This is a genomic window from Candidatus Moranella endobia PCIT (assembly GCF_000219175.1).
GTDB classification, from domain to species: domain Bacteria; phylum Pseudomonadota; class Gammaproteobacteria; order Enterobacterales; family Enterobacteriaceae; genus Moranella; species Moranella endobia.
Genome location: NC_015735.1, coordinates 203,926 through 219,419, shown reverse-complemented (window position 1 = coordinate 219,419; position 15,494 = coordinate 203,926). Strand labels below are relative to the sequence as shown.

10 protein-coding genes and 1 tRNA gene are annotated in these 15,494 nt (G+C 41.3%); 2 read left to right on the top strand and 9 right to left on the bottom strand.

Annotation, left to right across the window (positions count from 1 at the left end; translation table 11 throughout):
* Positions 1-173: 173 nt before the first annotated feature.
* The 4 genes from der to MEPCIT_RS00930 form a co-directional block, all read right to left on the bottom strand.
* Positions 174-1,643, bottom strand: a complete 1,470-nt coding sequence (gene der / locus MEPCIT_RS00945) for a ribosome biogenesis GTPase Der (protein ID WP_013975588.1) — start codon at positions 1,641-1,643, stop codon at positions 174-176.
* A gap of 37 nt (positions 1,644-1,680) precedes the next feature.
* Entirely contained in the window at positions 1,681-2,859 is a 1,179-nt protein-coding gene (bamB, locus tag MEPCIT_RS00940; RefSeq protein WP_420887217.1) for an outer membrane protein assembly factor BamB, read from the bottom strand.
* Positions 2,860-3,211: 352 nt separating this feature from the next.
* Positions 3,212-4,492, bottom strand: coding sequence for a histidine--tRNA ligase (hisS, locus tag MEPCIT_RS00935; protein ID WP_013975586.1), 1,281 nt, complete (start codon positions 4,490-4,492; stop codon positions 3,212-3,214).
* 441 nt (positions 4,493-4,933) lie between these two features.
* Positions 4,934-5,008: transfer RNA gene (locus tag MEPCIT_RS00930), tRNA-Gly, on the bottom strand.
* A gap of 325 nt (positions 5,009-5,333) precedes the next feature.
* On the opposite strand from MEPCIT_RS00930, the gene ibaG reads away from it, so the two are divergent.
* A complete protein-coding gene (ibaG, locus tag MEPCIT_RS00925) occupies positions 5,334-5,579 on the top strand; it encodes a BolA family iron metabolism protein IbaG (protein WP_015580450.1) in 246 nt (81 codons plus the stop codon).
* A 249-nt stretch (positions 5,580-5,828) separates the two neighbouring features.
* Here ibaG and degQ read toward each other — a convergent pair whose 3' ends face one another.
* Positions 5,829-7,202: a serine endoprotease DegQ gene (gene degQ / locus MEPCIT_RS00920; protein ID WP_193352879.1), complete on the bottom strand. Its 1,374-nt coding sequence runs from the start codon at positions 7,200-7,202 to the stop codon at positions 5,829-5,831.
* A 1,138-nt stretch (positions 7,203-8,340) separates the two neighbouring features.
* Between degQ and asd the strand changes: the two genes are divergently transcribed.
* The gene (asd, locus tag MEPCIT_RS00915) at positions 8,341-9,450 is read left to right on the top strand and encodes an aspartate-semialdehyde dehydrogenase (protein ID WP_013975583.1); all 1,110 of its coding nucleotides are present in this window, start codon (positions 8,341-8,343) and stop codon (positions 9,448-9,450) included.
* Between the two features lie 67 nt (positions 9,451-9,517).
* On the opposite strand, the gene MEPCIT_RS00910 is transcribed toward asd, so the two are convergent.
* The 4 genes from MEPCIT_RS00910 to asnS all read right to left on the bottom strand — a co-directional run bounded on the left by MEPCIT_RS00910 (position 9,518) and on the right by asnS (position 15,252).
* Positions 9,518-10,120 (bottom strand): peroxiredoxin C, encoded by a 603-nt coding sequence (locus tag MEPCIT_RS00910; RefSeq protein ID WP_013975582.1) that lies wholly within the window; start codon positions 10,118-10,120, stop codon positions 9,518-9,520.
* Between the two features lie 200 nt (positions 10,121-10,320).
* A complete protein-coding gene (gene rpsA / locus MEPCIT_RS00905; protein WP_013975581.1) occupies positions 10,321-11,991 on the bottom strand; it encodes a 30S ribosomal protein S1 in 1,671 nt (556 codons plus the stop codon).
* Between the two features lie 517 nt (positions 11,992-12,508).
* A complete protein-coding gene (gene serC, locus MEPCIT_RS00900) occupies positions 12,509-13,594 on the bottom strand; it encodes a 3-phosphoserine/phosphohydroxythreonine transaminase (protein WP_013975580.1) in 1,086 nt (361 codons plus the stop codon).
* A gap of 251 nt (positions 13,595-13,845) precedes the next feature.
* Complete coding sequence (asnS, locus tag MEPCIT_RS00895; RefSeq protein WP_013975579.1) at positions 13,846-15,252, bottom strand: asparagine--tRNA ligase; 1,407 nt, start codon at positions 15,250-15,252, stop codon at positions 13,846-13,848.
* Positions 15,253-15,494: the final 242 nt, after the last annotated feature.

Here is a 15,494-nt window from a genome sequence, read left to right as displayed (position 1 = left end):
ATATCTTATTTTATGTTTTCAACCGACGGTAATACTTTAACTTTCATAATGCTGTGGAAGCAGTACTAAGTACTCTAGTAGATCCACTGGTAGTATAAGCACGGTGTATATTTATAATATAATAAGCATGTTAATGCTGTCACATGTGAGGCAGTAAGTACTACTGCTTCAGCTTATTTATTTTTCTTGATATCAATTATGAACTTTTTTTGTTTATGTATTTGCTGCGTTAGTGTTAATATTTTGCGCCGTTCATCAAAAGGGTTGGGATTATCGTTAAACTGCATACGGATCGGCGTACCCATAATATTTAACGAGCGTCGAAAATAGTTGATTAAATATCGTTTATAACTATCGGTTAGATCTGTTACCTGTGTACCATGAATTACAAAGATTGGTGGATTATAACCGCCGGCATGGGCGTATTTGGGTTTAACACGCCGTCCACGTACTAACGGCGGTTGATGTTCTGCCACTGCCATATACATAATGCGTGTCAGCATCGCAGTGCTCACTCTCTTGGTAGCACATTGGTACGCCTCATTTACCGATTCAAATAGGTTACCAACGCCACGATCGTGCAAAGCCGAAATAAAATGCACTCTAGCGAAATTGATAAAGCCTAGACTATTGTTTAGTGTTTCTTTCAATACGTCGCGTTTTTTGCTGGACATACCATCCCATTTATTGACTGCGATTACCAGTGACCTGCCTTTATTGATGATCAAGCCGAGCAATGATAAATCTTGGTCAGAAATACATTGGTGGGCATCAAGCACCAATAACACTACATTTGCGTCTTCGATAGCCTGTATCGTTTTAATAACTGAAAATTTTTCAACTTTACCCGTTACCTTACGACGTTTACGCACACCAGCAGTATCGATTAAGAGATACTGCTGCCCATCATGCACCATAGGAACATAAATGCTGTCTCTAGTAGTACCAGGCATGTCATAAACAATAACCCGCTCTTCGCCAACCAGGCGGTTGATTAGTGTGGATTTACCAACATTGGGACGGCCGATAATCGCTAGCTTTATCGGCTGTGACTGCTGGTTAAAAAGCTGGTTTTCCTGCACCGCCAAAGTTTCTGTTTTAGCCTCTTCGTACAACCATTTTTCCGCGTCTTCAACCTGCAAACAAGCGTTTACCAGCGGTAAAATAATCTGTTCTCGTAGATAGTTAATACCTGTCCCGTGCGAAGCTGAAATAGGAACTATGTTACCCATGCCAAGGGCATAAAAATCGCTCATTGCACTATCTTTAGCGATACCTTCGGTTTTATTAGCGATAACTACCGTGTTTTTCTGGCTCTTGCGCAGATGCTTAGCAATAACTAGATCTGCTGCCATCAAACCGGCGCGGCCGTCCACAATAAATAAAACAATATCAGCCTCTTCAATAGCCAACAGCGTTTGCCTGGCAATATTAGCAGCGATCCCTTTGATCTGGTCATCATCAATACCGCCGGTGTCAATAACGATAAATTCTTTATCTTTCCATTTAGCACGACCATACTTGCGATCACGTGTCAGCCCAGGGCAATCCACTACCAGTGCATCACAAGTTAGCGTCAATCTATTAAATAGAGTAGATTTTCCTACATTAGGGCGACCAACTAGCGCAACTACTGGTATCATGATGTTAATCTCATTAAGCAAATAGTATTAGTATTCATTAGCGGATAATGGCGTGTACCTCGCCATTAGTTGCTTGTACGATAATTTTATCGCCATCGAATAGTGGGGTTACTAGCAGGGCGCTAGCAATTTTTTTTTGAGCAACGAGCCGGCCATCATCAATATTGATCCAATGCAAGTAGCCTCCAGAGTCGCCTATAACAATAGAATCTTTATTCAACACCGGTGAGGTCAAATTGCGGTGCAACAGTGCACTCTGATACCAGCTAGTAATTCCGTTCTTAGCATCTACTGCAATCACGCGATCATTTTGGTCAACTAGGTAGATTATACCGTTTTCCACTAACATATTAGTGAATGAACCAATTTCCCGTGACCACATTAACTTACCGGAGAACAGATCCAGCGCCGCCAGGTTACCATTATAGGCAAGGGCGTAAACGTAGCCGTTGACCACGACAGGTGTCGCTTGTACATCGTTAATACGGGCGATTTCGGTAACTCCGCCTGTCTGTGAGATGCGCTGTTGCCAAATAATTTGGCCTATATTTAGCATGACGGCACTGACCAGACCGTTATCACTGCCAACTATGGCGGTGCCACATGCCGTTGTTGGAGTTGATCCACCGCGTATATTCAGCATTTTGGCCTCAAGGTTCACGGTCCATTTCAACGCACCATCAGCCTCATTAAGCGCTTGTAGCATGCCGTTGCTGGTATGAATTAAAATCACACCGTCACTAACCACTGGTGGAGACAGTGTTTCGCCGGCGACCAGAACCTCCCAGGCTAGGCTGCCACATTTAGCTTCCATGGCATAGACTTTTGCCAGCTCGCTAGCCACGTAAATACGATTACCAACTGCCGTCACACCACCTGATAGCTGCGCTGGCCGGTTGCGCGAAAAGCAGCCGGTGTAAATAGAAAGATCCTTCGCCCACAGCTCTTTACCGCTGTCAGCGTCCAGCGCTTTTACTAAACCATAACGATTGGCCACAAAAACGCGCGTATTTTGTACGGTAGGTTGCAAATTGGAATAAAAATCGCCGCCGCCATTGTTGCTGCCAATATAATAACTCCATATCTTCTGTGGCTTAAATTTATTCTCTACTTGTGGTAACGGCAAAATTGTCACTAACTCTTCTTTTTTACTTAAAAATTTATACCCGCTAAGTAGCATAACTGATAACAGACTTAAAACCATAGTTTTAAACACTTTGGTGTAGTACCTTTTAGCTATATTTATAAATAATCAACGTTCATGAGCCGCACTAGCTTTTGCTCAACTAGCGCCGTCTAATGTTCCTACACATTGTTGATATTTGCAATTATCTAGCCATATTTGCTACCGTCGTTGCACACTGGCCAAAATAACATGTGCAGTTGATGCAGCAAAACCAATAACTATGCTCTTAAACTTACCGCATTAGTTCCAGATAGGACAGCAAGACATAATTATATAATTATTGGCATTACGTATTATTCTTGTTTGGTTATTATTATCATTTGTCTCAAAATTAGTTACTAGCTTCCTCTGTTTGTTATCAGTGTAGCATTGAACAAGAGTATTATACTTCACCAAAAATCGATGTAAGCCGCACAACTACATCGCTATGTGCAATAGTTTCTTGGTTACCAGTAGCCAAATCCTTAACTATAATGTGTTGTTTCGCCGTCTGATTTTCTCCCATAACCAGCGCTACGCGGGCACCTTGCTTATCGGCGCGGCCAAATTGTTTTTTTAAGCTTCCGCCGCCGTAATTTGTCATGATACGTAGGGAAGGTAAATAGTCACGTAACTTATCCGCTAACAGCAGCGCTGAATGTTGGATATTATCCCCTACCGCAATCAGGTAGATGTCGATGCTTGGTTTTGCCACTAAATCAGGGTTAACAGACTGCACCAGCAGAACCAGTCGTTCCAGGCCAATAGCAAAACCTATGGCTGGTGTGGCGTGACCGCCCAACTGTTTTACTAGACCATCGTAACGGCCGCCGCCACAAATGGTACCTTGCGAACCTAGACTGGTGGTTATCCACTCGAACACTGTCTGGTTATAGTAATCAAGGCCGCGTACTAAGCGTGGATTAACCTGATATTTTATGCCAGCAAGTTCGATCATTTGACACAAACCGCAGAATTTGGCGCTGGAATCATCGTCAAGATAATCAATCATGACCGGTGCATCTTGAAGCAGCACTTGGATATCTGGATTTTTCGTGTCCAGCACTCGCATTGGATTAGTGTGCAACCTTCGGCGGCAATCCTCATCCAGGCTTTCTTCATGTTTGACGAGAAAATTTACTAACGCCTTGCGGTAACAAGTGCGCGCCTCAATCGATCCAATGGAATTTAGTTCTAGTGACAAATGTTCGCTGATGCCAAGCACACGCCAGCAGCGGGCGGTTAGCAGAATAAGCTCGGCGTCAACGTCTGGCCCCTGCTGACCAAATACCTCAGCACCAAGCTGGTTAAACTGGCGGTAGCGACCTTTTTGCGGTCGTTCGTAACGGAACATTGGACCAATATACCAGAACCGCTGTTCCTGGTTGTACAGTAGACCGTGTTCAATCCCGGCGCGCACGCAGCCGGCTGTTCCTTCCGGCCGCAGTGTCAGGCTATCGCCGTTGCGATCGGTGAAGTTAGACATCTCTTTTTCTACTACATCAGTAACTTCACCGATTGCTCTTTGGAAGAGCTTGGTATGTTCGACGAGAGGTAAGCGAATTTCACTGTAACCATAGTTTGCCAAAACGCCTTTTAGCATTTTCTCAACGCTCTGCCAGAATGCTGTCTCTTCTGGCAAATAGTCGTTCATGCCACGAATTGCTTGGATTTTTTTTGCCATGTTACTTGTTTTTGCCTTTAATGTTCTCTTTCTTTATTTGCTGTTTGCTTTCTAATTTATGCTTGCCAATTATCCATTGTTTGGGATCGCAACATATCAAAATATTGCGTGTTCCATGGCTACTGGCAGAACGATGTTAATGTATGTCAGACAATAGAGTAATGGCAACCTGCTGCTTGAAGCAAGAAATCTTCTGCAGCGTCGTTGGTAGGAAAAGACAAACGCACAACTGTCAGTTGTTGCTTAAATTACAATAATTGCAGCAATAATATGCTTTTTGGAAGGATAATAATAATGTTCGACATTCATTAGCAACTCACCTAGTGGAGTGTGGAGTAGAGGGAACTGTTGAAAATCATCGCATGGTGAGATCAATTAGCCATAGTTTAAACTAAATAACAAACTGACTAAGATATGCTGTGTTTTCTGCGATCAGAAACTTGGAGCGGGAAACGAGACTCGAACTCGCGACCCCAACCTTGGCAAGGTTGTGCTCTACCACTGAGCTATTCCCGCTTATTACATGCTTAAACGTAGCTTATAGCTAACTCTCAGTTATTCTACTATTATAGCCGTATGAGTCAATAAAAATATTCTTATTACCGATGCGTTTGTTGTATTGTAAATTACTTAGCGCCATTTTTTTTGCAAAATACTTTAAGCAGATCTTGCAATGTCTGACTGAACCAGTACTTCATCTTATGTGCATTTTAGCAACACTGGAGTGAACCATGATAATAATACCCTCATAAAAACTGTTTGTTGATTTTACATCTTTCCGATAGCTATGGATTACGCTAAGATAACAGTCTATTTTTTGCTTCTAAAATACAGTTTTTATATGGAAATAAGTACAATTAAAGAGGTACTGATGAAAGCTCTGGTACTGGAAGAAGTACACATAAGTCGCAATGGTAGCCATTTTCAGGTTATTGCGGTCAGTGCACAGTTCTCTGGTATGAGCCTAGTTAAAAAACAGCAGATGATTTATTTGCCGCTGATGGAATATATTGCCGATAATCGCATCCACGCATTATCGATAAAAGCTTATACTCCTGAAGAGTGGCAGCGTGATAGCAACAAGTGATAAAATGTTGCGATGTTGATCTTAACAATGGAGACATATGCATACGATCGTATTACCGTGTCTTAGACAGCGAGGACTTGTATTTGTTAATTATATATACTAACGGTAGTACCACTAATTAATAATAGTTTAATAGTTATAACAACAATAAACCATTGCTGAACGCAGGGGAATAAACAAGTATAATGTAGAATTAGTAAACAAACAGCAGTAAAACTGACACCTAGATAGGAGTCAGTTTTCATAAAATTAGCGCAGTAATAGGAAAATATTTGCTTCGCCGCGTACAATATTTAGTGCCATTACTGCCGGTTTGGCCTCTAACAACTTGCGTAGTTTTGCCAGGTTTTGTACTCGTTCACGATTCAAGCCGACTATAACATCGCCTTTTTGTAATCCGATAGCGGCAGCTGGTGAGTCTTTCACGATATCCTCTACCTGAACGCCCTTGGTGCCGTCTTTCAATCTACCGTTGCTAAGAGAAGCCCCTTTTAACGCTGGGGTGATAATATCTTCACTCGTGGTTGCGGACGCACTATCATCCAGTATCACTAACGCTGTTTTAGTCTTGCCATTACGCAATAGTCCAAGTTTGATGGTTTTGCCTGGTGCAGTTGTACCTACCTTAACCCGTAGTTCGGCGAAACTTTGAATTGGTTTATCTGCCACCGAAATAATTATATCGCCAGCTTTTATACCAGCTTTAGCAGCAGCTGAATTTGGTAATACTTCGCTGACGAATGCGCCACGCTGAGCATCTATATTAAAAGCTTTAGCGATATCGGCAGTCATCTCCGTGCCTTTAATCCCCAACTGGCCGCGTTTTACTTCACCATATTCCATTAATTGTTGACTCAGGTTCTTAACAATATTACTGGGGATAGCGAAACCAATGCCAATATTACCGCCCCCCGGAGCTAGAATGGCAGTGTTAATGCCTATTAGCTCACCGTTTAGATTCACCAGTGCACCACCGGAATTACCGCGATTGATGGATGCATCAGTCTGAATAAAGTTCTCCAGTCCCTCTAAATTTAGGCCACTGCGGCCAAGAGCAGATACAATACCTGATGTTGCTGTCTGACCAATACCGAACGGGTTACCTACCGCTACCGCAAAATCTCCTACCTTCAGAGCGTCAGAATCGGCTATAATCACCTCTATGAGATTTTTTTGGGAGGACAACTGCAGCAAAGCAAGATCGGTTTGCTCGTCGTGTCCTATCAACTTAGCGTCGAATTCACGACCGTCATTGATCTGCACTTTTATTTTTTCAGCACCGTTGACAACATGATTGTTGGTAATAACATAACCCCTAGCTGAATTAATGATTACTCCTGAACCAAGCCCTTCAAACGGTCGTGTGCCGCTGTTACCACCCGGTATGTCGGGACCAAAGAAGTATTTGAACTCCTTCGGTAGCATAGGACGGCGGACTTGCTGTGAACCTTCTACATGCACGCTTACCACTGCGGGAAGAACTTTAGCCAGCATCGGCGCCAAACTGGGTATAGACGGCCGAGCCCTTGCGACTGGCACCGCTGCTCGCGGTACCGACACAGGAATTACGCTTAATCCGATGCTGAGCGCCAATACATTAAATAGAAGTGCTGTTTTCATTATACCGTTAACTCGTTCATGTTCAGATTAGATACCCTGGTTCAGGCATTTTTGCCGGTATCATAATTGCCATTGCCTGGAATAAAACATGCTAGTTGCTACAAGCTAAGACACTAGTAGGTCCTGGATAGCGCTATTGTAGCAAACTGCTGGTCTGGCACTTTCTCATATGCCTGGTAGATGATAGCAGAATAGATTATATTTGTTGCGCCGCTAGTCAAGCTAGACAATTTGATTGTAGTTATTTGTGATTTACTGCTCTAAATTACTTTAAGCATGGGCTATTTTAGCCAGTAGTTATATTACTTGTTAGCTCTTAGTAAGATTGGTATAGTTGACTATGCTCTTGGCAAAATCTTGTTACTTATCAAGTAGACGATAACCGTAATACATGGTTATTACACTAATAATTATGCCTACTACCAATCGAATGCAGCTTAAATTCATAGTTAATAATGACTCCTATGCAGCTTAGTTTCACTATAACCGGTAACGCTTCATCAGTAACTTTATAGTCTGAAGATTATTTAGTAGCAACACTTTACTAATGATAGGATGAGTTTTGTTACCAGCGATTAGCTAGCAGTATATTGGTGCGCACATTATAAACCAGGATTAGAGTAGCATGCACCTGGCTAGTTTATGTATTGTTTAGTTATCATAGACAAGACATTGTGACCTTATTTACATTACAGTTCAGTGAGCAAATAAATATAAATAGCTGAACTGCAAGTACCTTATTCATCACAGGTGAATTTTTTCTAAACTAATTATTATCATATCGTAATTAACGTATGACATTCTTTCAATATGGTTTTTAGTTTGCAGGCTGATAGCATTGCTCTTAAGAGCAATGCTATCAGTATTAACTGGAGAATGATAAATGGTGGATGATTCTGCTACAGCTATTTTAGCACAGAAATACAGACATATATCATCTGACTAACTCATTTATGACGTCTATGCCAGTAGTAGTGACGGGGACACACTATAACTTTCGAGCATAACAATGTCTTAAAAAGATTTAAAATGACGAAAACTTTCACTTGTAACATTTATTTACTCTATTATATAGTTTAATGGCTAATTTTACTAAGCAGTAACGTAATCATTTGCAACTTCTAAGATTGGATATTTAACTATGAAAAAGGTTGGTTTTATTGGCTGGCGCGGTATGGTTGGTTCAGTGTTAATGCAACGCATGCATGAAGAGCAAGATTTTGTCGCTATTCAACCAGTCTTTTTTTCTACCTCCCAAAGTGGTCAGCTAGCTCCGCTTGTCAATGGTAAGCAAGGTATATTACAGAATGCCAAGGATATAGCGGCGCTAAGTGCGCTAGATATTATTGTTACCTGCCAGGGAGGTAGTTATACCAACGAAATCCATCCACGGTTGCGTAAAAGCGGCTGGCAAGGATATTGGATAGATGCGGCATCAACGTTGCGTATGAGCGATGACGCGGTTATTATCCTAGATCCAATCAACCAGCAAGTGATACAACAGGGTTTGGATCGTGGCATTAAAAATTTTGTCGGCGGTAACTGCACCGTGAGCCTAATGCTTATGTCACTGGGTGGTTTGTTCGTCAATAATTTGGTTGAATGGGTATCAGTTGCCACCTATCAGGCAGCATCAGGCGGTGGCGCCCGCCATATGCGTGAACTATTGTTACAAATGGGGCAATTGTACGATGTGGTAGCTAAACCACTACAGAATTCAGTATCGGCTATTCTGGATATCGAGCGTCGAGTTACCGAATTGACCCGCAGCGGTACCCTGCCGATTGATAATTTTTGTGTACCTCTTGCTGGTAGCTTAATACCTTGGATAGATAAGCAGCTAGAAAATGGTCAGAGTCGTGAAGAATGGAAAGGCCAGGCGGAAACCAACAAAATTCTTAATATCAGTCAGGCAATTCCGGTAGATGGATTATGCGTACGTATAGGATCTCTACGCTGCCATAGCCAAGCATTTACGCTGAAACTAAAGCAGGATATTCCATTGGCAGTAATCGAACAATTACTTGCAAACCATAATGACTGGGTGAAAGTAGTGCCTAACGACCGTGAATTGTCTATGCGAGAATTAACGCCAGCTGCAGTAACAGGAACATTAAAAACGCCAGTAGGCAGGTTACGAAAATTAAATATGGGACCTAAGTATATTTCGGCTTTTACCGTTGGCGACCAGCTATTGTGGGGCGCAGCAGAACCATTACGACGTATGCTGCGCCAATTAACTATTAACTAACTCATGAATACAATTAACTATTTACAAAACAATACAAAAAAATATTATCACTAACAGCTTAATCTAATCACAACTTAGTGATATTTGCTGCCAAATATTTGGCAACACCTGTAGGTGAAGCTTCCATCCCTTCTTGGCCATTTGTCCACTGTGCCGGACATACCTCGCCTTTTTCTTCATAGAATTGTAAAGCGTCAACCATTCTAATCATCTCGTCAATATTACGGCCAAATGGCAAGTCATTAACCAACTGATGGCGGATAATTCCTTTTTTATCGATTAGGAACGAACCACGTAGCGCAACACCGGTATCAGGATGTTCAATGCCGTATGCTTTAATAATTTCACGTTTGATGTCAGCTACCATTGGGTATTTTACTGGTCCAATGCCACCTTTTTCGGTTGGTATCTGCCGCCAGTAGTGGTGTACAAACTCTGAGTCAAAAGATACACCGATAATTTTTACTCCACGTTTTTGGAATGCTGCATAGCGTTTGTCAAACGCAATCAATTCTGATGGGCAAACAAACGTAAAATCCATCGGCCAGAAAAAAATAACTGCTGTTTTATCCTTGATATATGATCGCAGATTGAACTGATTAACGATTTCACCCGTGCTGAGCACAGCGGCAGTGGTAAAGTCGGGGGCTTGACGAGTTACTAGAACCATATTTTATCCTGTAAAATAACTGTTGCTGATTGATCTTATTATGCTAATTTGTTAAAGCAAAGTGCTAAATACTGGTATTGGGTATTATTGTATGAAGCATGTAGATTTACCTAGGCCCCATGCTATCATGTTCCAATATTAACATAAGTCATTGTCGAAATTTCCTCGGGAACATAGTTACCTCTATTCAACTGTTGTTATTAATCACCCTTGCTTGCAGCTTTAAATGCTTCAGCCATAGCATTGGATAAGTTACCTTCTGCTAGTTTGTTGTTTAAGTTACTTATATCTTTTTTTGCCGACTCTTCCTTGGCACGAACTGATAAGCTTACCACGCGGTTTTTGCGATCAATACTGGTGCATATAGCTTCTATAGCTTCGCCGACACTCGGTAGAAGCATAGCATTTAAATGGTTACGCGAAGCTTCAGAAGATGGTAGATACCCTTCTATGCCACCTACTAATTCCACTGTTGCACCTTTTGAGTCAACTGCTGTAACGGTACCGTTAATAATAGTGCCTTTTTTATGTAACAAGAGATAGTGATTTAATGGATCTTCTACTAGCTGTTTTATTCCCAAAGAAATACGTTCGCGCCCAGCATCAACTTGTAAAACTACTGCAGTAATTTCGTCACCCTTCTTGTATTCTCTCACGGCTTCTTCGCCTATTACATTCCAGGCGATATCAGATGAATGAACTAGACCATCAATACCACCATCAAGGCCAATGAAAACACCAAAGTCGGTAATTGACTTAATTTTACCCTCTACACGGTCGCCCTTTTTATAGGTTTCAGCAAACTTCTGCCAAGGGTTGCCTTTGCACTGTTTCATGCCTAGTGATATTCGACGACGTTCTTCGTCGACATCTAGAACGATTACTTCCACCATCTTCCCCACGTTAACAACTTTTGATGGATGAATATTTTTATTGGTCCAATCCATTTCTGATACGTGCACTAAGCCTTCAACCCCTTCTACGATTTCAACGAAGCAGCCGTATTCGGTCAGGTTAGTTACTTTTCCAATCAATCGTATTCCTTCCGGATAACGTTTCGCGATAGCGATCCATGGATCTTCACTGAGTTGTTTTAAACCAAGGGATACACGAGTACGCTCACGATCAAATTTTAGTACTTTTACAGTTATTTCTTCGCCAATATGCACTATTTCGCTCGGATGCTTCACGCGCTTCCAAGCCATATCGGTAATGTGCAATAAACCATCAACACCACCAAGATCAATAAATGCGCCGTAGTCGGTAAGATTTTTTACGATTCCTTTGACTGTTATGCTTTCCTGCAGGTTGCTAAGCAACTGATCACGATCAGTGCTACTTTCAGATTCGATAACTGCACGACGGGAAACCACAACGTTATTACGTTTCTGATCAAGCTTGATGACTTGAAACTCAAGATCTTTTCCTTCTAAATGCAGAGTATCACGTACCGGACGTACGTCGACCAGCGAACCAGGCAAAAAAGCACGGATACCGTTTATTTCTACGGTAAACCCACCTTTGACTTTTCCGTTAATGATACCAATCACGGTGGCAGCTTGTTCGTACGCTTTTTCCAGCATCAACCAGGATTCATAGCGTTTGGCTTTTTCACGGGACAATAGCGTTTCGCCGAAACCATCTTCGACTGCATCCAGTGCGACGTCAACATAATCGCCGACTTTTATTTCCAGCTCACCCAGAGTATTGCGGAATTGCTCAATAGGAATAGTGGATTCGGATTTTAGGCCAGCGTCAACTATAACTACGTCTTTCGCAATTGAGACAACGGTACCGCGAATGATGGCCCCAGGACGGGTTTCAATGGTTTTTAGAAATTCTTCAAATAGTTGAGCAAAAGATTCGGTCATATTTGATAATCTTTAAAATTTTTTGATTATTAACGTACATCAGGCATCCTGCTCGATGGGGTTATTATACACGCCCGCTGCCTTTCCTCGCGGCGAGGTAATTATTTATTACAATAGCACCAGAATTTGCCTGGTAGACGCCAAAAATTTTACTATAACTTCATCAATAGTTAGTTAGGATAATTGATACTCGCTTTTGATCATGATTGTTATGTTCTTTGATCTCCGATCAAATGCATCCAAAGCTAACACTAAAGCCATATTACTGCAACTGTTGCATACACTCGTCGGTATGCTATTTCTGCTGTTTAAGCCCGTGTTAAACATAATTGAAACCTAAGGCATCAGGAACGACCGTACCCAATGGCAGATATCCTGGCTGACATCTGCTAATACTTTGTCCCTGTAAGCGCTTGGATTAAGGATGATGAAATAGCGCCCGTAACCGAGCCAAAAATGATCTGGTAGTAGTATTTATATTATATATATACACTCTACAAAATTGTAAGCAGATAGGTTACCCATAACAGCGAATAAATTCGAGCATAAAATCTACCAGAGTTTGTACACCTTCTAACGGCATGGCATTATACAATGATGCTCGCATGCCGCCCACTAAACGGTGTCCTTTCAGTGCATAAAGACCGGCGGTCTGAGATTGCTGCAAAAACAGCGCTTCAAGTTTATTGTTCTCTAGTTTAAACGGCACATTTACACGCGAACGGTTGGACGTAGCAATGGTATTTTGGTAAAAATCACTCTCATCGATAGTGCGGTACAGTAGGGCAGCTTTAGCCTGATTACGTTTACCCATTTCCTCCAGCCCACCCTGCTTTTTTAACCATTTGAATACCAGCCCTGAAAGATACCAAGCAAATGTCGGTGGGGTATTGAACATTGAATCGTTTTTTGCAAGCACGCTGTAATCTAGAATAGACGGCAGCGCTTTGCTCGCGTTACCTAATAAATCTTCACGAACAATGACTAATGTTAACCCGGCCGGACCAATGTTTTTTTGTGCGCCGGCATAAATTACCCCAAAGCGGCTTACTTCTAGCGAGTTAGATAAAATTGTTGAGGAAAAATCTGCTACGACTATTCTTTCACCGAAATCAGGTAGCTCATCTATAGCCAAACCATCAATAGTTTCATTCGGGCAATAGTGTACATAAGCACTATCGGAAGATAAAGCCCATTCACACATTGGTTTAATTGCAAGCAAACCGTCTCTTTCGTAGGTAACATTGATAATCCGCGGATTGCAATATTTCTGCGCTTCTGTGAACGCGCTATGCGACCAATAACCACCATCAATATAATCGGCACGGACATGATTGCCTAACAGATTCATAGGCACCGCGGCGAATTGCGCGCGCGCGCCACCATGGCAAAACAGCACTTTATAATTTTTTGGAATGTTCAGCAATTCACGTAAGTCACGTTCAGAAGTTTGTACTACTTCGAGAAATTCTTTACTACGATGGCTGATTTCCATAACTGATGTTCCTAGCCCATGCCAATTACACAATTCTTGCTGTGCTTGTGATAATACTTCCGCCGGAAGCATTGCCGGACCAGAGCTAAAATTAAAAACCTTGTTCATTTTTAATCACCATGAATTTCTAATTCTAATAATACATTACATGGTATGTATATACTTAACATTTATATAATATCGACCGTGAAATTACCATAAAATATCTATAAACTACATCTACAGCCTATCACATACTAGAATAGATTATCGTATATTTACCAATTGTTTAATTTTAACTAACTATTTAATTAAATATTATGTAAATACTAGAAACATTATACGCCTGCAAATGACCAAATTTGCTTAAATACTGTCATTCAGAAATTCACATGGCGTGCACTTCGGGGGAAGGGTATTACATCACGAATATTTTGTATTCCTGTAACATAACTGATTAATCTCTCGAACCCTAATCCAAAACCTGCATGTGGTACGGTTCCATAGCGGCGTAAATCACGATACCACCAGTAATTTTCTTTATTGAGGCCCATTTCTTCCAAACGCATATCTAACCTGTCCAAGCGTTCTTCACGCTGTGAACCACCAATTATTTCACCAATGCCAGGTGCTAGAACATCCATTGCTGCTACTGTTTTACCATCGTCATTCATTCGCATGTAGAACGATTTCAGATGTTTAGGATAATTCTTAACTGCTACTGGTACTTTGAAATATTTTTCTGCCAAGAATCTTTCATGTTCCGCAGATAAGTCCATTCCCCAAAAAACCTGATTTTTAAATGTTTGCCCACATTTTTGAAGAACATTTATAGCTTCCGTATATTCAATTTGCGCAAAATCTGCACAAATAAAGTTTTGTAGACGATTTATTGCTTCTTGATTAACCCGCTCGGCAAAAAACTGCATATCTTCGGCACTCTCGTTCAATACTACCTGAAAAACATACTTAAGCATCGTTTCAGCTAAGCTAGCAGCATCCTCCAAGGTGGCAAACGCTACTTCTGGCTCTACCATCCAGAATTCTGCGAGGTGTCGGCTAGTATTAGAATTTTCAGCGCGAAATACCGGACCAAAAGTATATATTTTAGATAGGGCACAGGCGTAAATTTCACCGTTTAACTGACCGGAAACAGTTAAAAATGCTTCTTTACCAAAGAAATCTTTAGCGTAATTTACTTTACCATCGGCCGTAAACTGTAAATTTTCTAGATCTAGGGTAGAAACGCGAAACATTTCGCCGGCACCTTCGGTATCTGAGGAGGTAATCAACGGTGTTGATACCCAGAAAAATCCCTGTTCGTCCATAAAACGGTGTATGGCCTGAGCTAGTATGTGGCGTATCCGTGCTACTGCCCCAATTAAATTAGTACGCGGCCGAAGATGGGCCACTTCGCGTAGATATTCCAAACTATGGCGCTTAGCTGACATAGGATAGGTGTCTGGATCATCAACCCAGCCTAGTATTTCAACTTCCTGTGCTTGTATTTCGTAATGCTTATGCTTACTCCTACTTAATGTTACTGCTATTCGTCCGGTAACTGATACGGAGCAACCGGTAGTGAGTCGCAAAATATCGTGCTGATAATTTGGTAAACTACTGTCAATAACAGTTTGCAATGGCGCAAAACATGAACCATCATATACGTCAATAAATGAGATACCAGCTTTGGAATCTCTTCTGGTACGCACCCAACCATTGATCGTTACTTTACTGTTAGTTGGCATGTGCCCTTGCAATACATCGGCTACAGTAATTACAGTCATAAAATAATCTATTACTTAAGTTAAAGGAGCAATCACAGGTAAATATTTACTTTATTATTAGTAAGTCGTAGTGAACGTTGATAATCAACGGACAAAATATATTTATCTATCTTAAAGTCACCAACTTCTACTAGTTATAGGTAGTAGTTGCATATCGTTAATCCCAATTAGAATGTATTAATATCTATTAATAATTAATATATTCTGCCTGTAAACACATTATGGCTATGGTAAAGCTTTAT